General features: G+C 50.6%; 20 protein-coding genes and 3 pseudogenes. 4 read left to right on the top strand and 19 right to left on the bottom strand.

Going from position 1 to position 26,366, the window contains the following annotated elements; all coding sequences use genetic code 11:
- Window positions 1-6: 6 nt before the first annotated feature.
- From JCM10914_RS25305 to JCM10914_RS25280, 6 genes are all read right to left on the bottom strand, one after another.
- A complete protein-coding gene (locus JCM10914_RS25305) occupies window positions 7-459 on the bottom strand; it encodes a GNAT family N-acetyltransferase (protein ID WP_023966309.1) in 453 nt (150 codons plus the stop codon).
- A gap of 195 nt (window positions 460-654) precedes the next feature.
- Complete coding sequence (locus JCM10914_RS25300; protein ID WP_023966307.1) at window positions 655-2,580, bottom strand: ABC transporter permease; 1,926 nt, start codon at window positions 2,578-2,580, stop codon at window positions 655-657.
- Window positions 2,555-3,325: an ABC transporter ATP-binding protein gene (locus JCM10914_RS25295; RefSeq protein ID WP_023966305.1), complete on the bottom strand. Its 771-nt coding sequence runs from the start codon at window positions 3,323-3,325 to the stop codon at window positions 2,555-2,557. The genes JCM10914_RS25300 and JCM10914_RS25295 overlap by 26 nt, the downstream gene beginning before the upstream one ends.
- 200 nt (window positions 3,326-3,525) lie before the next feature.
- Window positions 3,526-4,512, bottom strand: coding sequence for a HAMP domain-containing sensor histidine kinase (locus JCM10914_RS25290; RefSeq protein ID WP_023966303.1), 987 nt, complete (start codon window positions 4,510-4,512; stop codon window positions 3,526-3,528).
- Window positions 4,509-5,207 (bottom strand): response regulator transcription factor, encoded by a 699-nt coding sequence (locus JCM10914_RS25285; RefSeq protein WP_023966301.1) that lies wholly within the window; start codon window positions 5,205-5,207, stop codon window positions 4,509-4,511. The genes JCM10914_RS25290 and JCM10914_RS25285 overlap by 4 nt, the downstream gene beginning before the upstream one ends.
- 62 nt (window positions 5,208-5,269) lie before the next feature.
- A complete protein-coding gene (locus JCM10914_RS25280) occupies window positions 5,270-6,004 on the bottom strand; it encodes an acyl-[acyl-carrier-protein] thioesterase (RefSeq protein ID WP_036720088.1) in 735 nt (244 codons plus the stop codon).
- A gap of 203 nt (window positions 6,005-6,207) precedes the next feature.
- Here JCM10914_RS25280 and JCM10914_RS25275 point away from each other — a divergent pair, with 203 nt between their 5' ends.
- Window positions 6,208-6,468 carry a GlsB/YeaQ/YmgE family stress response membrane protein gene (locus JCM10914_RS25275; protein ID WP_023966297.1) on the top strand — a complete coding sequence of 87 codons (261 nt, stop codon included), beginning with the start codon at window positions 6,208-6,210 and terminating at the stop codon, window positions 6,466-6,468.
- Window positions 6,469-6,556: 88 nt separating this feature from the next.
- Here JCM10914_RS25275 and JCM10914_RS25270 read toward each other — a convergent pair.
- Window positions 6,557-7,443: pseudogene (locus tag JCM10914_RS25270) on the bottom strand (SDR family oxidoreductase).
- 121 nt (window positions 7,444-7,564) lie between these two features.
- On the opposite strand from JCM10914_RS25270, the pseudogene JCM10914_RS25265 reads away from it, so the two are divergent.
- Window positions 7,565-8,519 (top strand): annotated as a pseudogene (locus tag JCM10914_RS25265) (helix-turn-helix transcriptional regulator).
- Window positions 8,520-8,532: 13 nt separating this feature from the next.
- Here JCM10914_RS25265 and JCM10914_RS25260 read toward each other — a convergent pair.
- The 12 genes and pseudogenes from JCM10914_RS25260 to JCM10914_RS25205 all read right to left on the bottom strand — a co-directional run bounded on the left by JCM10914_RS25260 (window position 8,533) and on the right by JCM10914_RS25205 (window position 24,217).
- Window positions 8,533-9,504, bottom strand: a complete 972-nt coding sequence (locus JCM10914_RS25260) for a ring-cleaving dioxygenase (protein ID WP_023966287.1) — start codon at window positions 9,502-9,504, stop codon at window positions 8,533-8,535.
- A gap of 94 nt (window positions 9,505-9,598) precedes the next feature.
- Complete coding sequence (locus tag JCM10914_RS25255; RefSeq protein WP_023966286.1) at window positions 9,599-11,200, bottom strand: response regulator; 1,602 nt, start codon at window positions 11,198-11,200, stop codon at window positions 9,599-9,601.
- A 20-nt stretch (window positions 11,201-11,220) separates the two neighbouring features.
- On the bottom strand, window positions 11,221-12,564 hold the full coding sequence (locus JCM10914_RS25250; RefSeq protein WP_023966284.1) for an ABC transporter substrate-binding protein: 1,344 nt from the start codon (window positions 12,562-12,564) through the stop codon (window positions 11,221-11,223).
- A 14-nt stretch (window positions 12,565-12,578) separates the two neighbouring features.
- Complete coding sequence (locus tag JCM10914_RS25245; RefSeq protein ID WP_023966281.1) at window positions 12,579-14,300, bottom strand: sensor histidine kinase; 1,722 nt, start codon at window positions 14,298-14,300, stop codon at window positions 12,579-12,581.
- 86 nt (window positions 14,301-14,386) lie between these two features.
- On the bottom strand, window positions 14,387-15,250 hold the full coding sequence (locus tag JCM10914_RS25240) for a carbohydrate ABC transporter permease (RefSeq protein ID WP_023966278.1): 864 nt from the start codon (window positions 15,248-15,250) through the stop codon (window positions 14,387-14,389).
- Window positions 15,247-16,203, bottom strand: coding sequence for a carbohydrate ABC transporter permease (locus JCM10914_RS25235; RefSeq protein ID WP_023966276.1), 957 nt, complete (start codon window positions 16,201-16,203; stop codon window positions 15,247-15,249). The genes JCM10914_RS25240 and JCM10914_RS25235 overlap by 4 nt, the downstream gene beginning before the upstream one ends.
- Before the next feature lie 124 nt (window positions 16,204-16,327).
- Entirely contained in the window at window positions 16,328-17,695 is a 1,368-nt protein-coding gene (locus JCM10914_RS25230; protein WP_036720083.1) for an extracellular solute-binding protein, read from the bottom strand.
- A 183-nt stretch (window positions 17,696-17,878) separates the two neighbouring features.
- A pseudogene (locus tag JCM10914_RS25225) lies at window positions 17,879-18,858 on the bottom strand (ketoacyl-ACP synthase III).
- A gap of 196 nt (window positions 18,859-19,054) precedes the next feature.
- Window positions 19,055-20,371, bottom strand: coding sequence for an MBL fold metallo-hydrolase (locus JCM10914_RS25220; RefSeq protein WP_023966268.1), 1,317 nt, complete (start codon window positions 20,369-20,371; stop codon window positions 19,055-19,057).
- Entirely contained in the window at window positions 20,368-22,038 is a 1,671-nt protein-coding gene (locus JCM10914_RS25215; RefSeq protein ID WP_036720080.1) for an iron ABC transporter permease, read from the bottom strand. The genes JCM10914_RS25220 and JCM10914_RS25215 overlap by 4 nt, the downstream gene beginning before the upstream one ends.
- A gap of 61 nt (window positions 22,039-22,099) precedes the next feature.
- Window positions 22,100-23,161 (bottom strand): ABC transporter substrate-binding protein, encoded by a 1,062-nt coding sequence (locus JCM10914_RS25210; RefSeq protein WP_023966264.1) that lies wholly within the window; start codon window positions 23,159-23,161, stop codon window positions 22,100-22,102.
- 24 nt (window positions 23,162-23,185) lie between these two features.
- Window positions 23,186-24,217, bottom strand: a complete 1,032-nt coding sequence (locus JCM10914_RS25205; protein ID WP_023966262.1) for an ABC transporter ATP-binding protein — start codon at window positions 24,215-24,217, stop codon at window positions 23,186-23,188.
- A 176-nt stretch (window positions 24,218-24,393) separates the two neighbouring features.
- Here JCM10914_RS25205 and JCM10914_RS25200 point away from each other — a divergent pair, with 176 nt between their 5' ends.
- Together JCM10914_RS25200 and JCM10914_RS25195 are read left to right on the top strand one after the other, a co-directional pair.
- Window positions 24,394-25,305, top strand: coding sequence for a LysR family transcriptional regulator (locus JCM10914_RS25200; protein WP_023966260.1), 912 nt, complete (start codon window positions 24,394-24,396; stop codon window positions 25,303-25,305).
- Window positions 25,306-25,456: 151 nt separating this feature from the next.
- Window positions 25,457-26,311 carry a hypothetical protein gene (locus JCM10914_RS25195; protein WP_370570281.1) on the top strand — a complete coding sequence of 285 codons (855 nt, stop codon included), beginning with the start codon at window positions 25,457-25,459 and terminating at the stop codon, window positions 26,309-26,311.
- The last annotated feature ends 55 nt before the right edge of the window (window positions 26,312-26,366 follow it).

The following is a 26,366-nucleotide window of genomic DNA, read 5'->3' as shown; positions in this document are numbered from 1 at the left end:
TCTCTATTATAACTTATTGTACATAAAGATCAGATCCTGCTTCACCTGAAAGCCCTGCTTCTTATAGAATTCCTCAGCCGGAAGCTCCTTCTCCGTAAGCAATACCATACAGTGAATGTTCTTGGAAATAAGATCATCCTTAATATAATTCATCAGGGCTGAGCCAAGCCCACTCCGCTGTAAACCGGTATCGATGTAATATTCATGAACATGATATTCTCTTCCAGAATACCAGCTCTTGGTATGACCAAAACACGCACCCAACAGAGCTTGATTACGCTCGATAACATATCCCACAAATACCGGATTATCCATGAATTCAAGCAGGTACTGCTGCACCTGCCCTGCGGATTGCCACTCGTCAAACCAAGGAGAGGCATTAAACACCTTCAGGAATAGATCAGCACACCGCTCAAGATCTGATTTCTCCATGACTCTGATACTCACATTGGAATCCATTCTATCTCACATCCTATACTAAGGTCCTCTGATTCTGATCATAAACATATAACTCCGATTCAACAACCCTGGACACCGCTTATGTAAGCAAAAAAACACCGTCGAGCAGTTTAGCCCAAACGGTGTTCACGTTGATAATCAGTAAGCACATGACGCTGCAAGTGATATAGCGTTGATCTTCTTCCGCATTTCCTATTACTGAATGATCTTGTACAGCCGGTCCAGATAACGCCAGCGGGTGATCAAGAAATATAGGATCTGAACGCTCAGGAAAAAGAGAAATATTCTTAAGCTGTGACCCACAATCGAGAAATCGACCAACTGCTGCAATGCCACAAACGACACAGCACTATGGATTACAGCCATCAGCATCGGCAGAAAGAACATCACCACGAGCTGCCTGGTCACAATCAGACCTAGTTCTTTTTTACTTAGTCCCACCTTCGCGATCATGCGGTACTGTTGCTCATCCCTTGCCAGATCCGCGTACAACCGGAAATAGATAAAGCTTGCCGCAAAGGTAAAGAACACAATTCCTACAAGTCCGCTGACCATAAGTAAAATGCCGTTATGCTGCTGAGCGCTTTTCCAATCGAGATACAAAGATTTTATATAGTAGCTGTACTCTTCCTTCTCGCTGATTCTGTCCATAATGGTTCTGGATACGTCACCCGTCTCTCTCCAGTTCTCGACAAAAAACGTATTGAACGTAGGGTACCCATAATTGTCCTCTTGCTCACTCATCACTTCGTCATACACACCATCAGAAACGACAAGCGTATCTCCGTAGGCTTCCGGTACGGCTATAAAGGTCTCTGCTTTGATTACCTTAATACCTAAGGCGACGTCTCCATGTATTATCTCGATCTGATCGGTCTCCGTACCGTCGATCCGGTAACTGTTCTTCTGAGTTACAGTTCCCGGCGTTAGAATTCCGTCCGTCTCGGCTAGCGTCTCCAGCGGATAGCCAAGTGACTGGATCAGGCTGTTGTAATCACTCAATTTAATCAACTTGAAGCCATTATCTGAATAGATCGGGGTCACGGACGCCTCTTTGTAATTGAATCCCGCCTTCCCTAATTCTTCCCTGAACACGTCCAGCAGTTTCTCGCTGTCCTTTCCTTCCTCTTCATAAGGGGCATACGTAAAGGCATACGGATTCTCCATGGCCGATAAGCCGGGGTCCCCGATCGCCAGCGTCGTTCCAATTCCCGTAAACGCTGAAGCCGATATAATTGAGACCAGAAAGAACATCACCGCATTATCCTTTACCCGGTATATTAGCTCGGATATCGTCAACAAATTTGTTTTCCGGAAAAAGAAGCGCTCCTTCTTCTGGAGATATCGCATGAAGAACACGCTGAATTGCGTAAACAAAAAGTAAGTACCGATAATGACGAGCACGACACCGCCAAACAATAACAGCAAACTGAAAATTTGCAGAACAGCGAAGACCATCACCATACCATATCCCGAGACGATCAGAACCACGGCCAAAGCTGCAAGCCCAGGTGAAGCTTTCGGCTGCGGTTTCGGACTGTCTTCCGCTTTGACAAGCGAGAGCAGTGTACCCTTGCGCAGCATCACGGATGAGAACAACGCAACGAAAAGGAACAGCACCGCATAAGCTACTGCCGTTATTAGAAGTGCCTTCAGCGGAAAATAAAACGGCAACCCGTGATCTACCGCCAATAGCTTGGCACTGATAAGCAGAATCAGCTTCGAGAAGAGCATACCGATACCGATCCCGGCGATAATCGCCGCAGCACCGATTAAGATATTCTCGATGAACAACATCCGGTTGAGCTGTTTGCGCGACATCCCTAGCGTGAGCAGTATGCCGAATTCTTTCTTTCGCACCTTGATGAAAGCTCCCACTGAATATAGCAGGAAGAAGAAAGAGAAAATGAATACGATATATTGCGATACCGTCATGCCCATGGTGCCCAGCATGCTCAAGGTGCCGCTTGAAGATACAATGCCGTCTTTTATTTGCGGATGAAACGCAAGCAGTCCATAAGTGAAGAAGATCATCACTGAGAAAGCGCTGCTTAGAAAGTGCGCAATATACGTACGCTTGCTGCGCAGGACATTGTTAATGGCGAACTGGCGAAAATTCATGTCCTGACCCCCCAAGCAGCGATAACATGTTGATAATTTTCTGGTAGAAATCGGACCGGCTGTCTCCGTAAGTTATTTCGTTATACAGCTGGCCGTCTTTGATGAAGATTACCCGGTTACAGTAACTGGCTGCCACTGGATCATGAGTGACCAGAAGCATCGTTGCCTGGTCCTCCTTGTTCCGGCGTTCCATCATTTCCATGACATCCCGCGCTGACTTCGAATCGAGATTGCCTGTCGGCTCATCGGCCAGTACCAGCTTCGGAGCATGTATTAAGGCTCTTGCAACCGCTGTTCGCTGGGACTGTCCACCTGATATTTCATAGGTTCGTTTGTTCAGAATCGAGGTAATGCCAAGCTTCTCGCCCAGCTCCTTAACTCGGTGATTCATCTCGTCCAGATCGACTCCGTCCAGAGCAAGCGGCAACAGTATATTCTCCTTCACCGTCAATGTATTCAATAGGTTGAACGACTGAAAGACAAAGCCAAGCTCTCGGCGACGGAACATCGCCAGACGATCCTGGGATAGTCCGAAAGGATCCTCCCCACCGATATGGATTTCACCGGACGTTGGACGGTCGATGGTGGATATCATGTTAAGCAGCGTCGTTTTGCCGCTTCCCGATGGTCCCATGATGCCCACGAATTCCCCTTCGTTGATACTCAAGTTTATATTGGATAGCGCTTCGTGAGACACCGCTGCTTTATAGACCTTCCCCAAATTACGTACACTTAAGATTTCCATGATGTAACCTCGCTTTCTCTTTTCATGTTTCTTGTAAGGTCAGTTTATAGCATGCACAGCCCGTTCTCCTATCGATCACTCTTTCACCAATCTTACATCGATGTAAGCTTTAGACGTACTCGCATATAAAGAAAGAACCTTAACTGCAAGTGGCTGTCATGAATCCACCCCATCATAAGGTTCTTCTTAAATAAGCTATATTACAGCGCGAACACCAACCGGACCGTCGTACCCTGTCCCGGTTCCGATTCCAATTCGATCCGATGGTTCATCTTGCGGATCACTTCCTGTACGAGATACAATCCCATTCCTGTCGACTCCTTCAGCTTCCGACCGTTCTCACCCGTGTAGAACGGATCGAATACCCTCTTCAAATCCGCAGTAGGAATCCCGATTCCACGATCGATAACCTCCAGCAGCACTTCCCGATGATTATCCGATCGGTATGCCGTTATCGTTACCTTAAGTCCGGAACCTGCAGAATATTTAATGCTGTTGGAGATCAGTTGCAGCAGAACAAACCGTAACCATTTCGCATCTGTCTGAACAATCAGATCCGTTTCAATTCTCACCTCGGGGTACACATGGCTATGAATGAAATAGCGTTTGTTCTCGTGTACGGCATCTACAACAGCTTGATGAAGACCTACGGGCATGACGCTAAAATCCTGCTCGAAAGTCTCCAATCTGGACATATACAGCACCATATCCAATCCGCGCCGGATCCGGTCCGATTCCTCCGATATGCTCTTATACGAGTCGTTGTCATCCTCCTGCGTGATCATCTCGATGACCGACAGCGGCGTCTTCATCTGGTGAACCCATTGGTTCATGAAGATCAGATGCTCCTTACGCCTTCGATCCCATTCCTCCATCACATTACGGTATTGTCTGTACTGCTCTTCCATCAATCCACTCAATGCCGCTGGCAGTGGCGCAGACTCATTGTGCTTGATGGATTCCTCTAGGGAGGTGATGGGCTTGGACAATCTATCATAGAAATCCCGGTGCGTGAAGTAACGAAACGCCAGGTACCCTGCAAGAATCGTTAGACCTAGAAATACCGCATAGGCGGCAGTAACCGGATGATCGTAACCGTCATACCAAAAAACGAGGAGAACAACAAGTAATGCGGAGGCCATAAACAGAATAAGCGGCAAATGTTCACGCCAGAATAATTTCTTCATCCCTGACTCTTCCATACGGCATGAAGCCGGTAGCCGGAACCCCGGACGGTTTCAAGCGCACCCTCGATACCAAGCTCGGCCAACCGCTTCCGCACGCGGTTAATATTAACGCTCAGCGTATTATCATCAACGAAGGTATCGTCCCACAGCTTCTCCAGTATCGTCTCACGGGTAACCAGGCGCGGAGATCGGCTCAGCAGGGTTTCCAGCAGGATGGATTCTTTCTTGGTCAGGATCAGGGTGTGATTATCCAGACACAGTTCCATCCGTTCAGGGTACAGAACAAGTCCGTCCTGTTCCACCGTACGTTCACCGGAGGCCGTCGCATAATCCCCATAAACACGGCGCAGTTGACTATGAATCTTGGCTATCACGATGTCGTAAGCAAACGGCTTGGTTATATAATCGTCAGCGCCATTCTCCAGCGCTCTTAATTGATCTGGCGTTCCGCTCCGAGCGGAGATGAATATAATGGGACAGGTCGACACAGACCTGATCTGGCGGCACCAGTAATAACCGTCGAAGCTGGGCAGATTGACATCCAGCAGAACGACATGTGGTTTCGTCTCGTGAAACCGCTCCATCACTCGATCAAAATCCTGGACCATAACCCCCTCGTTGCCATACCTTGCGATATGCGATTGAAGCAATTCCGCCAGCTTGGGATCGTCCTCAACAACCATGATTCTATACATCCTTCTCTCCCTCCAACAAACGTCAGACCGCTTGATTCACATGGAAATAACAGCCTGAATGTTTATGGTTCCCTAACGATGGCCGCTTCAAAAAAGTTTGTCCCTTCAGGCGATGTCCCCAGGATATAAACGGTGTTGTTCTCAGAAACAGAACGCTTAATGACCATGTTGTCTCTCAGTCTTGCCTCATGGTGATAGGTAATTCGGAAGCCTTTAACTCTTCCTTCCTGAAGCTCCGCTTCATCCAGTGCATCAAAGCATAAATCGGCATACCGCGCATTATTTAAATGTCCGTTCGGATCGATTCCACTATAGCGGACTAAGTGTGAATAGGCTTCTGTGAGCTGTACCCCTTCAGGCAGCACGGTCTTATGAAGGGCTTCGCCCACAGCCTCATGAACAACTGGCACTTCATACGGAAACATCGAAGGACGCAAGATTTTCCGCTTCTGAATATCCACCAAAGCCCATACCGACCTGGCCTCGCCCAATAATTCGCCGTCCGAGTTCGTGATTCGGTAATCTCTGTGCCATAGCGCCCCTTTGGCACCTTTACTCCAGGTCTCCACATCCATGGTTTCCATATCGCGGGGGATGCGCTTCATATCAAGTCCGAGCGTAATGAGCATCCATCCCATCCCTTGGTGGATCATCTCATCGCGACTGATTCCAAGCGCCTCCACATGCCGGTCGGCTGCCCTCTGCAGAATACTCAGTAGTGCAGACCATCTGCAGTTTCCCTGAAAGTCCGCATCCACTGATTGTACCGTATATGTCTCTGTCCATTTTTTAACCATGACTTAAATACCCACTCCTTCATCTTCAAAAACATAGCGTTAGTTCAAGCATAATTCAAATTCAAAGTAAATATCAAAAATCAATCGTCAAATATGGATTGGAAATAAATGATATTTTCTATGAACAGATCATTCGGTTTAAAAGTCTCCTCTTTGGTTAATAGTAAGGCACAAACAACTATAACTTATACGAGGTGATAAACATGAGTTTTCTCTGGTCATTAATCGTTGGTGGTATCATTGGTTGGATCGCTGGCTTGATTATGGGAAGGGATATCCCGGGAGGCATTATTGGTAACGTCATTGCTGGTTTCGTTGGCGCTTGGCTCGGCGGGCTTCTGCTTGGCGCTTGGGGACCGGAAATGGGCGGATTCTTCATCGTACCGGCTCTGATCGGTGCCGTGGTCCTCGTCTTTATTGTCAGCCTGATCATGGGTTCAATGAGACGCGGTCGCCGCTCTTAACCAAGCGACAGCTCGAACGATCATCACATGATAAACAGGGTGCCCTTAAGCCGTTAGGCTTTAAGGCACCCTGTTTTGTTGTGCTGTATCAAGCGACAGGGATTCCCTGCTTACGGGCATACCTGCCCCAATGCGGCCTGCATCCATCGATATCGCTGAAGCCGTATTCATCCGATAAATCCCAACTGGTCAGCGCTTTGCCGCTCTTATCAGCCACATTGGGATCTGCAGCTAAAGCCGCAACCGCCTGTCCTACGAAATATGGAGTCTCGGATGCGATGAAATGTGGTTCCTGCTGCACTGCATCCTGCCAATTCTCTTCCGTTACGCCGAAATGATCCAGCATCTGCTCGGATCGGAGAAAGCCTGGGGTTACGGACAACGCCGTGATGTTGTATGAGGACAGCTCGGCCGCCATGCTTCCGCGAGATGGATGTTGGATATTTTGGCCAGACTATAATACAGATTCCCGCGGTAACGGTAACTGGCACCATCGGTTACCTCGATAATCAAACCCTGACCTCGTTCGGCCATGAGCGGTACCCCATAATGACTCGTAATCATATGAGTAGAGACCGCGCGCTGCTGCATCAGAAGGCCATCGGATAGAGGCTGCTTCCAGAACGGAACGTTCCAATGCGTTAACCCTTCTCCGCCCCAGATGTCATTCACGAGAATGTCCAGCCGTCCATCCTGTTCTTCCCGTACCTGCTGGAATAACGCCTTGACTTGAGCTTCCGAGGTATGATCGCACTGCACGGCAATTCCAATTCCACCGCGTTCCGTCACCATATCCGCCGTATCTTCAATCGTTTCGCTCCGCTGAAGATCGGATGCTTGTCTGCGGGTGCTGCGTCCCGTGCAATATACCGTCGCCCCGGCAGCGCCGAGCGCAACCGCAATCGCACGGCCCGCTCCCCGGGTAGAACCTGCAACAACTGCAACCTTGCCTTGTAGTGGCGTATTTGCGTTCATTATCGTACCTCCATATCTAATTGGCTACAACCTTATCGTATCAGTCATATATGACATCTGTTGTCGTATATCCGTGTTACAATATCTTTGATAACGAACATAAAAGAGGAGGTGACCACGCATGCGGGCGGATCGTTTATTGTCGATCCTGTTAATGCTGCAGAACGGCGGGAAACAGACGACGGCGATATTTAGCAGAACAACTGGAGGTATCGGAGCGGACCATCATTCGGGATATGGAGAGCTTAAGTTCAGCAGGCATACCTATCTATGCAGAACGAGGCTCTCTTGGCGGATGGGTGCTAGAGGAGAATTACCGTACGAATTTGACGGGCATGAAGCATGAAGAACTGATCTCCCTGCTCGTATCCAGTCACAATCCGCTCAGCGGAGACCTTGGAATAGGCAAGCAATTTGACACCGCGTACCAGAAACTGCTGGCATCCTCTCCACGTTCCGTTCGGCAGGACGCCGAGATGATCCGGGAGAAAATTCATATCGATGGCGCAGGCTGGCATTCCTATAAGGAGTCACACCCATATCTATCTGTCCTTCAAGATGCTTTGTGGGTTGATCGCAAGCTGCACATTATTTATCGCAAGGAAACAGAGCAGGTCGAGCGGACCGTCTGCCCGCTCGGCCTCGTTGCCAAACGCAGCACATGGTATCTGGTTGCTGAATCTGGCGGGGAACTGAGAACGTATCGTGTATCCAGGATTGTCGAAGTTGTCGCATCCGAGGAAACATTCTCCCGTCCAGCCTATTTCAACCTGTCGCAATATTGGGAAGAGTCCTTAATACGATTCATGCAGAACCTCCCTAAATACCAGGCGCAAGTGAAGATGACGCTCACGCTGATGAAGCGGTTCGAACGGGAACGATTTGTGCAAATCATCCGCAGGGATCAGGAAACGTGCGATGATGGCCGCATAAGCGCGGATCTAGAATTCAACACGCTGGACTCCGCCGCCGATTTCATTCTGAGCTGTGGAGCGGAGATAGAGGTGAGCTCGCCGCAAGAGCTTCGAAAGCGTGTTGCTCATGCGGCGCAAGCTATCGCCCGACTATATGAATAGATCCCCTGGATCATTACGGAGTGGTATCGAGCGGTCTGAGTTTCGCCTCAATCTGCTCACGCTTTGGCTCCAGGAACGGCGGCAAGGCGAGCGATTCACCCAGATGGTCCAGGTGCTCATCGGTATCAAAACCCGGTCCGTCCGTCGCTACTTCGAACAAGATGCCGTTCGGCTCTCTGAAATACAATGATCGGAAATAGTAGCGGTCCACGAAGCCGGAGTTCGAGAAGCCTGCCGCATCGATCTGCTCGATCCATGCCTTGAGTTCCTGCTCGTCCTCCACGCGAAATGCAACATGATGCACACCGCCGCGTCCAAGACGCTCCTGCGGCAAATCATGGCGTTCCTCCACATGCACTTCGGCACCGCTGCCGCCTTCTCCCGTCTCCAACACCAGGATATCCGGCTGGCCTGCTACAGACGAAGGATATTGGCCTTTCTGACGGAACCCCATCAGATCGGTTAATACCGAAACGGTTCGATCTGCACGAGGGACCGTCAGTTGAACCGGGCCAAGTCCGGTGATCGCATACTCCGCAGGTATCGGACCTTTCCGCCATGGAACACCGGCAGCAACCCCCTCATTATCCTCATCGGATACAAGAATAATGCGCTGTCCTTCATAATCCCGGAACCATAAAGTCTTACGGCCGGCTCTCTCTATGATTTCTTCCCGCTCAACATGGAATTTATCCAGTCGCTCCACCCAGTAGTCCAGCGCCCGGTCGCTGGGCACGCGCAGCGACGTCGCCGAGATACTGTTATTGCCTTCCCGCGTGCGACCAGCCATCGGTATTTCGAAGAACGTCAGTTCCGTCCCCGGGTTCCCTCGTTCGTCCCCATAAAACAGATGATAGACCGAAACATCGTCTTGGTTGACCGTCTTCTTCACCAGTCTCATACCGAGAATCTTCGTATAGAAATCAAAATTATTGGCGGCCGCGGCCGTCAAAGCCGAAACGTGATGAATGCCCTTAAATTCCATTTTGACAACCCCCTTCTGTTATATCCTAAGTGTAGTTCTCTTGGAATGAAAGGTCAAGTCTTAATATTAAGATATTCAATATATTAATATTAAGTTAAGTATGACTCACGGCTTCTCTGAATTCGGAAGGTGTCTGACCTGTTATTTTCTTGAACACTTGCGTGAAATAACGCGGGTCCTGATACCCCACCAGCGGTGCAACCTGGTACACCTTCACATCCGAGTTCAGCAGAATGCTCTTGGCTTTCTTAATTCTGCACTCGGTGAGATACTCCAAAAACGTATATCCGGTCGTACTTTTAAACAACGTGCAGAAATGGCTGATGCTCAGATCAGCCAGCTCGGATACTTCTTCGATAGTCAGATCCTTCTGGTAGTTGTCTTCAATATATTCCTTCGCTTTGCCCATGACCGTGCGAACGTTCGCCTTGGATTGAGCCATGCGGCTCTCGGTCATCCATTGGCTGAACCTGTTCTTCACCGCATCCATCAATTGTTGCAGCGTATCCGATGTATACAGCTCTTGCAGCAACTCCTCCAGGGACCATTCGAACAGCACCTGCATGTGCTCGAATTGACGGTACACGACCACGCTCAATTCCACCAGCAGACGCTGCGTCATATCCCTGTTGTAACCGTGCTCTTCGATGTAAGCTTTAGTCTGGTCAAAAAGCTCCAGCAACCGCTCTTTGTGCAGCGTGCGCACACTCTCCACGATCTTGATTTCCAGATGCTTCGGATATTTGGCCTCGCTTGAAATTTCAGCAGGGATATCGGTGATTGCGCTTCCGGTATATACCCCCTCTTCACCGGAATAAAACCGCTGGTAAAGCGCATGCACAGCCAGCTCATACGCACCTCCAAGCTGATCAATTCCCTTCACGTTGGCACTAAATCCAACCGAGCAAGACAGTTTCGTATTCCGTTTAATCAAATCGACGAGATCTCGGCCAATTTCCACTTGGCGCTCATCATTCAAGTTTGGGAACAACAGCACCCACTCCCCGCTTCGAAACGGAAACACCGTCAGTCCCCCATGAAGAACGCACCATTCTTCCAGCACATTACGCACGGCAAACAGCCACAGTCGCTTCTCATCCAGACTCCACTGTTCATTGAGTCGCAGATAATGATCGAGCTGCACGACAGCCATGATGTAACCATGCTCAAGCTCGCTATCCTCAAGCCATTGCATATGCTGCAGCGGACTGCGATTCCCTTCAATGAACTCGGTGAGCATCCGTTCGCGTGCCAACAAGGACAACATCTTGACGGAATGCAGCATTTGATCGTCAGCCGTCTGCTGGTCGATTATTTTGACCGCCCGGGAGATCGTCTCCGTTAACTCCTCATGATCAATCGGCTTTAACAGATAGTCGAAGGCCCCTTCTCGCAGCGCTTCCCTGGCATATTCAAATTCACCGTAGCCGCTTATAAAAACAATCAATCGTCGCTCCTGGTCCGCCTTCAGTTCTTTCAGCAAGGTGATTCCATCCATACCGGGCATGCGGATATCACTGACGATCAGATGCGGAGATACCTCGCGGGCCAGCCGCAATGCCCCGTCACCGCTCTTTGCTTCACCAACAACCTCAAGATTTAGCTCATCCCAAGGAATCGCTGCTCTGAGGCTGCGCAATATCATCGGTTCATCATCGACCAGGATGACTCGATACCTTCCATCCGCCCCTCCCATACGCCACCTCCTGCCTATCTTTATTCTTCCCCTGCATTTCGCCTGAGTTGCCAATACTTCACCGATGACTGCTGGATGTGCGCCAGCGCCGCCTTCGCCTTCATCCGTCCGCCGATCATCTCTTCGATCACTTTCAGATAGGCGGTGTTTACTTCCGGCGACAGTTTGTTGTCGTACGGCACGAAGGTGCTTGGCGCTTGCTCCATCAGCTCGGTCATCTGGGCGAAGACCGGCCCGGTCTGGTTCGCATCATAATCAATATCCATCGACGGAACGCGCAGCCCTTCGTATACGAGCTGCGTTTGTACTGCAGGCGTGTAGAACATCGACAGCAGCTCGAGTGCCGCCTGCTTCTTCGCCTCATCAAGATCGGCGGACAATCCGATTCCGATCGTATAACCCCCGGCTAAGGAACGTTCATCTGCTTCGTGCAGAGCCGGAAACGGCATAACACCGACGTCGAACGGGAAATCGGGTTGGCTGTCGTTACGTAACAACGTAATGTCCCAGCTGCCATTAAGATACATGGCCGCCTCACCCTGGGTGAACTGAGTGATCGCTTCCTCGGTTGACAAGTGATTGGCCGCCGGACTGAACGCCCCTTCATCGATCCACTTCTCCAATTGTTCCAACGCCAGCAGGTACGCTTCATCCTCAAAACTCACGTGCTGCTGTCCCTCAACCAGTTGATCGATTAAAGACGGTCCCGCATAACGATCCATCACATAGTGGGCGAATATCCCGGCCGGCCAGCGATCCTCGTTCCCGAGGGCGAACGGAATGATATCCTCGGCCCGGAGCACGGAAATGACGTCGTTCAGTTCAGCCAGTGTCTTGGGCGGCTCTATACCGAGCCGCTGAAAAATAACCCGGTTGTAGTAGATCGGCTCGGCATGACCTTCGAACGGCAAACCGTATATCCGTTGATCAAACGTCCAGTGCTGCAGGTCTTTGAACTGTTCCCTTAGCCCCTGGTCTTCCAGCCAATCCGTCAGATCCATTAGCCGATTCGAGCGAGCATAGGGCAGAATCTCCGCTCCTCCGAACAATACGAACATGTCCGGCGGCGTCCCCGTGACCATCTCGCTCTTCAGCTTCTGCTCGCGATGAATCGTCTGATCGATGCTCTCGAAGTTCACCTTAACGTTCGGATGGGCTTGCTCATAGGAACGGACGATATTCTCGAATATCCCGAGCACCGGCTTGTCATGCTCCTTGTTCCAGAAGTGGCGAAACGTGATCGTCACTTTATCAGGCTGCTCCGATTCGACTGAGCCTTGATGCTGCAGTGTAGCCCAGAGAAGCGCGAGAATCAGGATCGCCCCGTACACCCCAATCCAACCCCAATTCCAAAACCATCTCATACCGAGACGCCCCCTCATGTCAGTATCTTCGGAATACGGATTCTGACCAAAGAACCGAAGCCGGGGGACGAACAGATCATTAAACCGTAGCGGCTGCCAAATCGTATTCTCAATCGTTCATGCACATTTTTAAGCCCAACACCGTTCTCGCGGTACTTCTTCAGCTGCCCTTGGTCTTTGTTCCACCATTCGCTTAACGTGACCGGGTCAAAGCCGGGACCGTTATCCTTCACGTCCAGTATGATATCACCGTGTTCCTCCATTACCCTAATCGAGATATAACCGTTCTCCTCCATCGGCTCGATTCCATGATACAGCGCGTTCTCCACAATAGGTTGAACGATCAGCTTCTGCGTCACATAGTGCCTGAGCGGATCGGGTAGATCGATCTCGTAATCAAACTTCTCTTCGAAGCGGAATTTCTGAATCCGCATATAATGCCGCACATGCTCCAGCTCCATGCTGAGTGGAATCAATTCATGGTGTTCGCTGATGCTGATCCGCAGCAGCTTTCCTAAGGACACAACCATTTTGCTGATATCCTTATTGCCCTGCAGTACCGCCATCGAATTAATGGACTCCAATGAATTGTATATAAAATGCGGGTTGATCTGGGCAACCAAAGCCTGAAGCTCCGCTTCCTTCTTCCTCGCCTGCTCCGTCTCCACCTGCACGATCAGTTCCTGTATCTGCGTGCTCATTCGGTTAAAGCCGTCGATTAAGAGGTCCGTCTCGTCGTCGGCAATGGGCTGAGCCGGAATAGGAACGAAGCTGCCATGCTTCACGCGCTTCATTCCGTTGACTGCGCTAATGATGCTTCGCACCATCCGACGGACGAAGAAGCGGTCGAACAGAAATGCCGAAACCAGCGATACGAGTCCCAGAATCAAGGCCAGATTACGAATCGAATCCGATTCGGCGGAGATTAGCTTGCTAGGCGTAATCGCGACCAGGAACCATTCCTCATTATGAGAAGGCAGGTAGGTAATGAGTGATTTCTCCTCCAAATACGTGTCTACGTAATACCCCCTTCCATTCGTATCCCCCTCCGAGAGAAATGGAAAATCCGTCTGCTCTCCGATATGGCCACCCGATTTGCTGAACACGATCTGACCGCGTTGATTGACGAGCAGAATATCCCCTTGCTGAAGAGTAACCGCTTCCCAGAACACCTGATCCAGAATGTCCGGTTTAACATACATGACAATCGTGCCAATATCCTCCAGCGAATAATAATCCTTGATCATTCTCGCTTGAATCAGCATCGGCGAACCGGATGCCACTGAACCATTCTCGACTGGTCCCACCCACAGGGGACGCCCTTCGGCCTTGACGACGTCTTCATACCATTCTTGCTGCCTTAATTCTGCATCGTCCAGGCCTTCGTTCGTCTGATATACCAATCCGTTGTTTGAATAGAAGGCAAAAGAAGCAATCATCGGATGATTGATCAGATTGTTGATCTCCTGCCGCCGATCGTAAGTTACCAGGTAATCCGGCTGTTTCAGCATTTGCTGTACAGATTGCTGGGTGATAGCAGATCCGGATATGGTGGTGATTTCGTTCAAGGCAAACTTCAGCTTTCGGTCCGTCTCCAGTAACGATATCCAATAGAAATCATTGGACTTCTTCTCCATTGCCGTAGAGAAACTGTAATACGATACGCCGCCAAGCGCGGTGACGGGTATGAATACAAGAAGAATAATAGCCACCCATATTTTTCGGCGGAGTCTCATCGATGAATAACCTCCCCCTAACTCTCGCTATGACTACTATTCTTCATGTCAGGCTTCATTCCTGTGTGGTTTTGCGTCACTGTTCACTAACTTTTTATCGCACCTGACGTAAGTCCCGCAATCACCCAGCGACTGAACAACAGAAACACGATCAGAAGCGGCAGCGTAGCCGTGAACGTGGCCGACATGATCATCCCGAAGTCGAGCCCGTCTTTATTCGTGAACAACTGCTGCAAGGCGATCTGAATCGTGTAGTTCTCCCGGTTCTTCAGCACGACGAGCGGCCAGAAGAAGTCGTTCCACACGTTCATGAAATTCAGAATGCCGAGCGTAGCCATCGCCGGGGTCACCACGGGAATGGCGATATTCCAGAAAATCCGGAAATGTCCGCCGCCATCGATCCGCCCCGCTTCGATCAACTCGGTATGCACAGCCGAGGCGATGTACTGCCTCATCCAGAAAATACCGAAGGCATTAACCATCGCGGGAACGATAAGCGCTTTGTAGCTGTCAATCCATTGCAGCTTAGCCATGATGACGTATTGCGGGAGCACACCGAGCTGCACAGGCACGAGCATCGTGGCTATGACAAAGACGAACAGCGTCTTTTTCATAGGGAACTCATATTTGGCAAAGGCATAACCCGCCAGTGTACAGAGAAACACCACGGACACCGTGACGGCTGTAGACACCACGACCGAGTTCAGCAATGCCCTGAAGAAATCCGTGCGCTCCAACACGCGCGAGAAATTATCCAGAAACTGCGTTCCCGGCGTCAGCAGCGGCGGGATGTGAAAGGCGGCATCCTTGTCATTGGTGGCTACGACAAACATCCAGTAGAACGGGAAGATGGATACAAGCGCACCTAGGATCATCAATATATAGAAAAAGAACTTCGCGACAATACCCGGCTCATCCGGTTTTTTACGGCTTATGACAGCGGTGCTCATGCTTTATTACCTCCTGTCTCTCTTCCTTCACGACCCATCATCATGTTAAGCACTGAGAACAGAATGGTCGCGATAAACAAGAGCACCGCCGTTGCGGCAGCCGTGCCGAAGAACCCGTTCTTAAACGCTTCGTTGTACAGATAAGTCACCATCGTGACCCCTTCCTGACGAGTGGAGCCTGTGCCGGACTGCCCAAGGAACACATACGGCTCTGTAAACAACTGGAGCGCACCGATCGTTGATACCAACGTAACAAACAGAATAAAAGGTCGAAGCAGCGGCAGTGTAATATAGCGCAGTTGCTGGCCCCGGGTCGCGCCGTCGATTTTGGCGGCTTCATATATATCGGTCGGGATGCTCTGCAGCCCCGACAGAAAGATAATCGCGTTATACCCCATCCATCGCCACATCACCATGGACGATATCGCGATTTTGACTCCCCACCAGCCCGAATTGAACGGGACGCTCTCGGCTCCGAAGGTGTTCAGCATCCAGTTGACCATGCCGTTGTTACCGAACATCGTACTGAAGACGAGCGTCACGGCCACAATCGAAGTGATATTCGGCATGAAATACAGGATGCGGAATGTGTTCTTGAATTTGTTCAAGGCCGAATTGAGCATAACCGCAACAAACAATGCCACAATTAGCTGCGGCACGGTTCCCATTAAAGCCATGATGAGGGTGTTGCTGAACGCGATCCAGAACGTCGGATCACTCGTAATCAATTCATAGTTCTTGAACCCGACGTATTTCATTGGCCCGAGCGCGTCCCATTTGAAGAAAGATAGATAGACGGTAAACAGGATCGGATACAGACCGAAGATCGAGAACAAGATGAAGAATGGCGATATGAACGTATAGGCGGTAAATCGGCTTCGCACCGTCTCCGTCAAGAAGCGCCGCCGTTGCGGCTCGGGATGTGATGACGCTGCCGTAGCTGTGTCTGCCATGAATGCACCTCCAGATAGGTAAGGATAAATCCGAATCCAAGCGGGAGCGTCTCATCCCGGCTCGAATTCGGACCGATGTTTTGATATATGAGTCAGTTACTTGGTGAAAAAGATTTGCTCTGTCTTAGCTGCGATCGACCAGCGTCTTGATTTGTTTCATCGCGCTATCCCATTCTTTTTGCGGATCGGCCTTTTTCTCCAACACGTTCTTGAGCGCGTTCTTAATGATCGTATCGGTCTGGTCATGCAGCGGTCCGTAGTAGACCGGCTTGATGCGTTCGGCCGATTTGGCATACGCTTCGGAAATGACCTGGCCGCTGAAGAATTCATCCTTATCCTCGGTGAACGAAGGCTCGCTGTACACCGCAGGAATGGAAGGGAACAAACCGCTGTCCTTAAATGATTTCAACTGATTGTCTTTATTCAGTACCCACGTGATGAATTCATAAGCTTCCTTCGAATGCTTGCCTTCCTTCGGCAGCGTCAGGAACGAACCGCCCCAGTTACCCGCTCCTTCAGGAAGCTGAGCAATCTGCCATTTACCTGCGGTGTCCTTGGCATTGCGGATCGTACCGGCAATCCAAGCTGGGCCGAGCATCACGCCAAAGTCTCCATCATTAATCGCTTTCTGCCATTCAGGGGACCACAGAATCCAGTTGCCGATCCATCCCTCCTGAATGCCTTTCACCGTGTAGTCGTACGCTTTTCTCACTTCCGGGTTCGAATCTCCAATGAAGGAGCCATCTTCTTTGCTGAAATAAATCTGATCCGCGGACTGATCACGGAGGCCGTTATACACCAAGTCTGTCAGATCGGCGAAAGGCTTGCCGGTCTTGCTCGTGAAGTCTTTGGCAACGCTCGCGAATTTATCCCAGGAATCGATCGCCGCACTGAACCCGTCCGGGTCGGTCGGCAAACCGGCCTGCTCCGCCAGATCCGTGCGATAGTAGACAACGGTTGGGCCGATGTCAGTCGGGAGTCCCAGTTGGAACGAACCATCTACCGAGGTGGCTTGCTTCCACTTCCATTCCAGATAGTTGCCCTCAAGCTCCTTTGCACCTAGGTCATACAGGTTGTAGAATTTGTCTGGATTGTTAATGAAGCGCTCCATGAACGCGATCTCGAGCTGAAAAATATCCGGTGCGCCTGAATTAGCGGATAGCGCCGTCGTCAAGTTGTTATGATGGGCCGTTTGGTCCGACGTATTCTGGAACTTGAACGTGATGTTCGGATGCGCTTGCGTATATTCCTTGGCGAGTTCTTCATAGTTGGTCGTACCAAGCGACCAGAACGTCAATTCGACTTTCTCAGCAGGCGCTTGTTCTTCATTGGTCTTCCCGGTCTCATCATTGCCGCCGCTGCTTCCCCCTGGTGCCTCGGTATTCGTACCCGTATTGCCGCTGCCGTTCCCACTTCCGCCGCTGCATGCGGCTAATGAGAACACCATGATGATGCTCATAAGCAACATACTCCAAGATTTGAACCCTTTCATTCTTCTACCCCTCTTTCGCAATGCGTAATTTTCTTCTTAAGTCTAATCAAAGTTCCGCTCGATTTTGAGGAGGTAAACGTTCGAATTGAGGTTGAATTTATTACGATTACAGCCCTATATCCAATCATCATGGCGCACAAAAAAAACCGCTATCGAATGCGATAGCGGTTCGTATATATCATATTAGATCGTCCATCTCACGATGGAACCGGCATAGGTCATTCCTCCGCCGAATCCATACAGCAGCACGTGGTCTCCTGCCTGTAGTCGCCCCTCATCCACCGCTAGCTGAAGTGCAAGCGGAATGGAGGCAGCCGATGTATTACCACGGTACTCGACACTCGTTAACGTGCGATCCATCGTAAACGGTCCCCGCTCGTTAATCCCCTCAATCATGCGCAGATTGGCACTGTGCGGTACAAACCATTCTACCTCCTCAGCATTCATGTTTGCCTTGGATAATAAAGTCCTGACGCCCTCCGGGATGTTCCGAATAGCCCATTTATAAATTTCACGACCGTTCTGAACAAGACACCCACTCTTAAGATCCGTACCATCCATTTGTTCTGAGAGGGCTGTTTTGTAGAGATGAATGCCGCCCTCGCCAAAAGTGCCCGAGATGGAAGCGAGTACGCCGGGTGATTCCTCATCTCGCTCCAGCAATATCGCACCAGCGCCATCGCCGAACAATACGCATGTCGTCCGGTCGGTGTAATCGGTAATCTTGGATAAAGTTTCGGCTCCGATAACGAGTACCTTACGGTAAGCGCCGCTGCACAACAATCCGTCCGCCAACTGAAGCGCATACACAAAGCCTGCACATGCTGCATTCAGATCAAGTGCCCCCGTGCTGACGATCTTAAACTTCGACTGGACTCGGGAAGCCGTGCTCGGGAAGGCATACTCCGGCGTGCTGGTAGCCACAAGAATCATATCGACATCCTGAACGGTAACGCCGTACCGACGCACCATATCCTCCACGCTTGAATCGCCAAGTCTGATACGTATTGATCCGGAGCAGCAATCCGGCGTTCCTTCATGCCTGTCCGTTGAACGATCCATTCATCGCTGGTCTCCACCAGCTTCTCTAAATCCGCATTGGTTAGAATACGTTCGGGAACGTAAGTTCCGAATGCTGTTATTCTTGATTTGGATTGGCTCATCCTTCACACCTCCATGTTTACCTCCATTATACCACCTAGTATTAAGACTTGGTACTAATTTATTTATAAGTTATCCTGATTAACCCTTCACCAACTTCATATGCATCGAAACACAGCCTTCCTACGCCAAGAAAACCTTTATCGTGGATAACGATAAAGGTTTGATTTCATGGATTGCCTCATAAAACTTTACGTTTCAAAAATGCACTTCCTCACCGGCCGATATCGAATATATACGGCTGCGTTCATCCTTCAGTTCCTTCAACAGCAGATCGCGAAGCCGATCCGTCTCCGTTCTGTCTGCGTGAACAAGAACGACATGCTTCGCCGGAACGCAGGCGAGCATCTGGAGAACATCCTTCATTCCTTGATGAACCTTATATCTGACTTTCAACACGGAACAATGACCGAATAAGGAAGGCTGCTGCAAGAGACGATGTCCGAAGGTTCCCTTTGCCATATGACCCGTGAGCAGAATTAAATTTCGCGGATCTTCCGCCAATCGGCGATAGTACCACTGTGCAAGCCGCGACTGCATCATGCCATCCGTCACCATCCATAACGAGGCCTCATACTGATGGAGCAGTGCTTCGCGCTCCGTATCGTTACCGGGTATGATCCATTTGTTAGCTCTCAGTGCGAGCCCTGGCTGATCTCTTACCGTCTGCTCGCAATTCGCAGTACTACGAAGCCATTCCGAGCGGCTAAGCAGCTGTTTCATCCCTTCCATGAGCGGGGCCTCAACCACGATCGGGACATTCCCCCATCGTCGGGAGGCCCATAACATCATTTCTTGTCCTCGACCGACTGCGGGAACCGGCAATAATATTTTCCCGCCACTTTGCAGAGTACTATCAATCGTCTGCTCCAAATGCTTCAGCTGGTCAGCCTGAGAAGTAACATCGGTCCCGTAAGCCGCATCTATAATCGCCAGATCCATCGCGGAAGATGGTTTATCTGACAGAGCGGGCCGATCATCGGCGAGCAGCAACGATTCCGATGTATAATCACCTGAATAAAACACCCGCTTCCCTTCCGTCCGTACTAAGAACCAGACAGAACCCAGCATATGCCCGCTCCGCCCCCACATCGCCTCCACACCAGGAAGCAGCTCAAACCACGTTAGTCTTGGGGCTGTCTCCTCCAAGTATCGGTAGCGAATGGCCTCCTGATCCTTCATTCCGTATGGAAGGTTTATGTTCATCCGCTCCGTTTGCTCCCGCCACGAGGCGAAATATGACCTGCACTGTGCGGCCGTCTCACGGGTCGTCCATACCTCTCCGCGATAACCCGACTTGTACAGGAGCGGAATGGCCACCGAATGATCCTCGTGGGCATGCGATAACAGTACCGCATCCAATTGCCGGACCTGATCCGGCTGGATTCGCGGATACGGATCGGCTCCTCCCTTTTTCACGCCACAATCCAGCAGCAGCGATACCCGTTCTCCACTCAGTAGGTAGGCGGAGCGACCATGCTCGCCAGCTCCGCCCCACACCGTCAGTTTCATCATGATGCATTCCACTTTCTATTAGAATTCATAGCTTCGATTACCAGTAACAACAGGATCGTCATTCCGACGGAGACCACTGCCATCGCCATGCCGAGTGATACCTGTCCCTGTTCGAATTGAGCGAAGATATACGTAGCCGATGTCTGCATCGAAGGGGGCAGGATAAGCAGCGATCCCACCAGTTCGCGCGATGCTATCGTAAACGTCATGATCCAGCCTGCCAGCATGCCCGGCATAACCAGCGGCAGCAGGATACGCCTCAGGATAAGGAGGGGACCGCCTCCGAAGACCTGACCTGCCTGGAACAACGTACTATCAATCTGCGTAAAGCTGGCTTTTACATATTGCACGGTGTACGGCAGGAATAGTACCACATACGTGAGTACAACCATGCCGTATGTATTGTAGAGCGTGACCGGCATCCACGGCGCATTCCAGAGCAGGATCAGCCCGACCACCATGACGATCCCGGGTACCGTATTGGGCATCAAGCTGAGCAGATCCACGACCCGCTGCATGCGACCTTGCGACTTGCCGATCGTCAGGGCAAAAAAGGTTCCCAGCACAACGGCTACCGTAGAAGCTGCCAATGCTAAGCCGATGCTGTTCCCGAGCGCCTTCAGGCTGACGGACCCCCAAGAGAGCAGCTCCTTATAGTGTTCGAGCGTTAGATTATCCATCGACAATCCAGCTCCGCGAAGTTTCATCAAGGATGCCGCGATGACAGAGAAGTACGGTATGCCGACGGACAAAACCAACAACAATCCAATATATAGAGCGCAGATCGCCCCTTTACTGCCTCGCAGCGAGTATCGTTTGGAACGCTGGCCTTTGCCACCGACAAGTCGATAGGTGAACCTCCGGCTAACCGTGGACTGCATATACCACATGACCAGACACACGGACAGCAGAATCGATGCGAGTGACGTAGCTTTTCCGAAATCAATCGGCCAGCTGGATATATATTTGTGGATTTCCGAGGTCATGACGTAATAGCCGATCTTGCGCCCAAACGTAGCCGGTGTGCCGAATTCGGCAATGGTTTTGACGAACACCAGCATCGCGCCCATGCCGTAAGAAGATAACAGCAGAGGCATGATAATCTTCCTGAACCGATATCCGGCACTCGCGCCGTGCACGGCACCGGCTTCCTCCAGATTGCCGCCAATACGAATCAAGGCATCTCGCAGCAACAGATACAAGAACGGGAACAGATGCAGGCTCATAATGAGTACCATGCCACCGAAGCTGAAGAACGACTCGCTCCAACCGGCGGCACCCGGCAGCCATTGCTGTAGATACCCACCCTTTTGCATAAACAGTATCCAGCCCATGGAGCCGATATACGGCGGGGTCATGAACGGAATCATCACAATCACATCCACCCACCGATGCTTCCCGAGCCGCGTCTTTGCCATCATCCATGCCAGCGGCAGCGCCAGCAATGTCGATCCTGCCACCACGCAAACCCCGAGCCAGATGGTCTGGAGCAATATCCCGGAGAGTTCATGCCCTGCTATCGTTCGTAGCGGTGCCACCCAATCCAAGCGTTGTCCATCGTATATACTTTGCCAGAAGATAAGCAGCAAGGGTACGCCGATACTGATGATCAGAAGAAAAAGGGCGAGAATCACGCCCACTCTTCGAATGATTCGCTGACTGTCCATGATGACAGGTCTCACTGCTGTTCACCTCACCTTAACTTCCTCTGTTTGCTTGTTATGCGGCTTATTTGAATACTTCGGAAAAACGGGCAGCCGTCTCATCGCCATGGTCGTTCATCCAGGCCCAATCCACCTGGAACAGCGGAATATCCTTCAGATTCGTTCGTCCTTCCGCTTCAACATCCTCACGACCTGGGATCAAGTAGGCATCCGCTACGAGTTTCTGCGCCTCGTCAGACAGTAAATAGTCGATAAACGCCTTTGCATTATCCACGTTCGGGCTGGATTTCAAAATAACAGCCGGTCTCGGGCTCACCACCGTTCCTTCTTCCGGATACACAATGTCGAGCGGTTCGCCCTTCGCTTTGGCCGAATAAGCCATATAATCTACACCCGCAGCTACCAGACTCTTTGCCCCCGTAATTACAGGGTCTAGCGCTTCCTGGTTGGCTCCTGCCATCGCGGTACCGTTCGCTTTATAGCTCTCGAACAGTTCCCAACCTGCATCCCCCTTCACGCTCAGATACCCGGTGATGAAATCAAGCGCAGAACCTGATAACGTTGGATCGGGGATGTTGACCGCGTCCTTCCACTGGGGCAGACCCAGATCAGTCCAGCTTTGCGGCGGTGCTGACACCAGATTCGTATTGTAGACAATACCGAGTGCAGACGCGCTTGTACTGAAATAGTTGCCTTCGGTATCAGACCAATCCGGATTCAGCTTATCCGCGTTGACGGCTTCCGGATAAGGTAATGTCAGTCCGTCAGCTTTCAGCGCTTGTGCAGACGGAAGCGAGGCCAGGATCACTACGTCTGCAACGGGATTGGATTTCTCGGCCTCCATCCGTGCAAGGATCTTGCCTGTCGTGCCCTGGAACATCTCCACCTTGACGCCGGTCTTTGCCTCAAAGCCGCTGAGGATATTATCCGCAAGCTTCTGAGGACCTGCACTATAGAGTACAAGCTTACCACTCACCGGTGCTGTTCCCCCTGCGGCCGATTGACCGCTGTCCGGTGCTGCTGTAGCGGGGTCACCTGGAGTGCTGCCACATCCGAACAAACTCAAGCTCATGACCGACGTTAATACGAGTACCGCACTTTTTTTCGCTAATTTCAGACCCTTCATTTCTTCCCAGCTCCTCTTCATCTTTTAGCCTGCAGCTGCAGGTGTACCGTTGGCTCTAATCTGCTGTTGATTTAGATCCTGTAGCGTGTCTTCATCCATCTTGCAGATCGATTGGGGTGATACGTACAAGTTCACTCGCTCTCCGACGACCATTCTTGTATTCCGGTAAGCAGTCCATGGGTCCATACCATCCACTTGCAGTCTAATTTCATACCGCTCCCCTATATAGCTGACACTGACGACGGTCGCCTGGTAACTTAAATCGTCCGCATTCGTTCGACTCCAGGCTACATGCTCTGGTCTGACCAGCGCCTGTTGCGACTCCAGCCAGTTGGACTTGCCAATAAACGAGGCCACAAACGGGTGGGTTGGAGCTTCGTAGATCGTCTCCGGTGTTCCACGTTGCAGGACTTCCCCTTTTCGCATGACCACGATTTCATCCGACATCGACATCGCCTCGACTTGATCGTGTGTAACATAGAGCGCAGTCAGCCCCATATCCTTCACGAGCGACATCATCTCGATTCGCATTTCTTCCCGAAGGACGGCGTCCAGAGCACTTAGCGGCTCATCGAATAGTACGAGCGCCGGGCGGATCGCTACTGCTCTGGCAAAAGCCACTCGCTGCTGTTGCCCGCCAGACAGCTGATGCGGATACCGATCTTCCAACCCCTGCAATCGGACCATGGCCAGCGCCTCGGTTACCTTTTGCCTGAGATCCGCTTTATGCTTCGCTGCTTTTAATCCGAAGGTGACATTCTCATATACCGTCATATGTGGCCATAGCGCAAAATCCTGGAATACCATCCCGAAATTACGCTTATGCGCCGGGACGTCAAGCCTTTGGCGTGCGGAGTATATACAACGATCTGCCGCATAGATATCGCCTCCATCCGGCTGCTCCAACCCGGCAATCATACGCAGCAGTGTGGTTTTACCACAGCCGGATGGGCCGAGCAAGGTCGTGAATTGACCGTGACGCAGTGTTAGATCGGTAGGAAGCAACGCGGGTGTACCCTCAAATGACTTGTGAATTCCCCTGATTTCAATCTCCACTTTTTGATCCTCCTGCCTGTCCTCTCTTAAGCTATTTTCATTGTAAGGCTTTCGTTTAAGCGTTGTATTAGATGAATGTAAACGTAGAATTAACTTTTTCTTTGAATTCTGTTGATACTCATAGATTAAATCTATATAGAGACTATAAATATGGATATCAGAGGAGAGATGCCTGCATGAATCTCATGAAGCTGCAAATCGTAGAGTTAATCGATCGTCACCATCATATGACCAGCGTAGCGGACATACTGGGGATCAAGCAGCCCACGGTTAGCTTTCATATGAAGTCGTTGGAGGAAGAATGGCAGGTACCCTTATTCGAATCGAGGAATGGCAAGACTTTTCTCACTGAAGCAGGGCAAGCACTGCTACATTATGCCGTAAAAATAAACGCACTCGCGAAGGAGTCCGAGCGCGTTGTCCGCGAATACGACAGCTTATATCGCGGAACGCTGCACATTGGAGCCAGTTATGTCCCGGCCACCTACCTGCTCCCAGGCATATTAAGTACCTTCTCACGAGAGTTTCCGGGTATACGGATTTCTTTGTCGGTCAAGCCGTCCTCGGTTATTCGGGATATGCTAAGTCGCCACCAAATTGATCTGGGGATCATCTCATCGGGTCCTTTTACGAATCCAAGTCTGCGGGCTGAATCCTTGTGCAAGGATGATTTAAGCCTGATCAGTTCTCCTGATCATCCCTTGACCATCATGGATTCTGTTTCGCCCGAGCAGATTGTACGCTCTCCCTTTGCCCTACACGGCACGGAATCCAGCACAAGGCAACTCACCGACCAGTGGCTGGAACAACATGGACTGCATATGCGAAGCCCGGTGGAGCTTGATTCGCTAGAGGCCATCAAACAACTCGTATTATTCGGAGAGCATGTTTCCTTTATTTCACGCATGGCCGTACAGCGAGAACAGGAACAGGGAACACTCCACGTAATGCCCATTCCCGGTCATCGAGCATCCCGGAATATATACTGTGTTCATAACCAGGATCGGCTGCCTTCGGTTCAGATTCATCGTTTTCAGGAGGTACTGAGGGAGGCGGGCCATCGATTGGAACAAAACCTTGTGACGTGATCGTTCAAGTTCAATGGGTGCTAGAAAATATATACACACATTCAATATTTCGATGGATATTTGATACAGTTGCTCCTTCGCGTTAACAGTCACTTATTATTCAAAGCTTAAAGTAAGCTATGAACCAATAATCCAGGATATGGGAGTGATTGTGTTGAAAAGTTGGAAACAGTTGACGTTGTCTTTGATGGTGGGCTTCGCGATGCTTGGAAGTGAATTACAGACCAACGATGTTTCAGCTGCTGGTAATGCCGTGCCTTCTTATGAAGTGAAATTCCTGGCCAAGCCCGAGAAGGTGCTCCAATCCGGGGGCGGAGTGCGACAAGAAGTGCTGCAAACCTTTGGACTCGCGGCTGTGCCTCAAGCGATCGGGGTTGCTTATTATGATACGGATCTACTGGAGTTGGATGCGGAAGGCTGGAACGTTCGTTTTCGCAAAAAAGAAGATAAAAATAACTATGAGCTTACCTATAAGAAGCGTTACCCTATTGTGAATGGGGACGTTAACGCTGCTTTAAACTTGGCGAATCAGGAAGGCTTTGATGCTTCGGATGATAACTACGAAGCCGAAATTGATTGGGGTTACGGCAAGCAGACACTGAGTTTCTCCAACACGAAGAAGGTAAATACAACCACATCCGGCACACAGCTGCCATCCGAGCAGGAGTCCTTGGCTTTGCTGCTGGACAAGCTGCCCGGTAAGCTCAAGAAATGGTCTGCTCCGGATTGGGGACAACACAAGCTGGCACAGTCACGTATCTATGGACCGCTTACCTTCTACCGTTACGAAGGGTCATGGCATGGACAGAAGATGAGCTTTGAAATCTGGCCGATCCGCAACGCGGCGGGCACAGGTACCGAGAATCTAATTGAAATCTCCTTTAAAACGGAGGATGTTGCGGTTGCCTCCCAACTGCGATCGGAATTGATGACGCTATTGGAGACGAACGACTGGCTGCTCCCTCAAGATGGCTTGAAGACACAACTCATCCTAGAAAGATATTAATAACTCAGAAGGACGTTCCGCGCGATTAATTGCGGAACGTCCTTTGGGCTAATAC

It is taken from the genome of Paenibacillus sp. JCM 10914, assembly GCF_001315105.1.
Lineage (GTDB): Bacteria > Bacillota > Bacilli > Paenibacillales > Paenibacillaceae > Paenibacillus_AQ.
The sequence above is the reverse complement of the archived record's forward strand: the minus strand, read 5'-3'. Positions and strand labels throughout refer to the sequence as shown.

Bases quoted from the DNA above. Each gene is read 5' to 3' on its own strand.
- JCM10914_RS25280 (WP_036720088.1), bottom strand. From the start codon at position 6,004: ATGGTTAAAAAATGGACAGAGACATATACGGTACAATCAGTGGATGCG.
- JCM10914_RS25220 (WP_023966268.1), bottom strand. From the start codon at position 20,371: ATGATGAAACTGACGGTGTGGGGCGGAGCTGGCGAGCATGGTCGCTCC.
- JCM10914_RS25260 (WP_023966287.1), bottom strand. From the start codon at position 9,504: ATGGAATTTAAGGGCATTCATCACGTTTCGGCTTTGACGGCCGCGGCC.
- JCM10914_RS25210 (WP_023966264.1), bottom strand. From the start codon at position 23,161: ATGAAGGGTCTGAAATTAGCGAAAAAAAGTGCGGTACTCGTATTAACG.
- JCM10914_RS25250 (WP_023966284.1), bottom strand. From the start codon at position 12,564: ATGAGATGGTTTTGGAATTGGGGTTGGATTGGGGTGTACGGGGCGATC.
- JCM10914_RS25290 (WP_023966303.1), bottom strand. From the start codon at position 4,512: ATGAAGAAATTATTCTGGCGTGAACATTTGCCGCTTATTCTGTTTATG.
- JCM10914_RS25300 (WP_023966307.1), bottom strand. From the start codon at position 2,580: ATGAATTTTCGCCAGTTCGCCATTAACAATGTCCTGCGCAGCAAGCGT.
- JCM10914_RS25275 (WP_023966297.1), top strand. From the start codon at position 6,208: ATGAGTTTTCTCTGGTCATTAATCGTTGGTGGTATCATTGGTTGGATC.
- JCM10914_RS25200 (WP_023966260.1), top strand. From the start codon at position 24,394: ATGAATCTCATGAAGCTGCAAATCGTAGAGTTAATCGATCGTCACCAT.
- JCM10914_RS25255 (WP_023966286.1), bottom strand. From the start codon at position 11,200: ATGGGAGGGGCGGATGGAAGGTATCGAGTCATCCTGGTCGATGATGAA.
- JCM10914_RS25305 (WP_023966309.1), bottom strand. From the start codon at position 459: ATGGATTCCAATGTGAGTATCAGAGTCATGGAGAAATCAGATCTTGAG.
- JCM10914_RS25240 (WP_023966278.1), bottom strand. From the start codon at position 15,250: ATGAGCACCGCTGTCATAAGCCGTAAAAAACCGGATGAGCCGGGTATT.
- JCM10914_RS25235 (WP_023966276.1), bottom strand. From the start codon at position 16,203: ATGGCAGACACAGCTACGGCAGCGTCATCACATCCCGAGCCGCAACGG.
- JCM10914_RS25215 (WP_036720080.1), bottom strand. From the start codon at position 22,038: ATGGACAGTCAGCGAATCATTCGAAGAGTGGGCGTGATTCTCGCCCTT.
- JCM10914_RS25245 (WP_023966281.1), bottom strand. From the start codon at position 14,300: ATGAGACTCCGCCGAAAAATATGGGTGGCTATTATTCTTCTTGTATTC.
- JCM10914_RS25285 (WP_023966301.1), bottom strand. From the start codon at position 5,207: ATGTATAGAATCATGGTTGTTGAGGACGATCCCAAGCTGGCGGAATTG.
- JCM10914_RS25230 (WP_036720083.1), bottom strand. From the start codon at position 17,695: ATGAAAGGGTTCAAATCTTGGAGTATGTTGCTTATGAGCATCATCATG.
- JCM10914_RS25295 (WP_023966305.1), bottom strand. From the start codon at position 3,325: ATGGAAATCTTAAGTGTACGTAATTTGGGGAAGGTCTATAAAGCAGCG.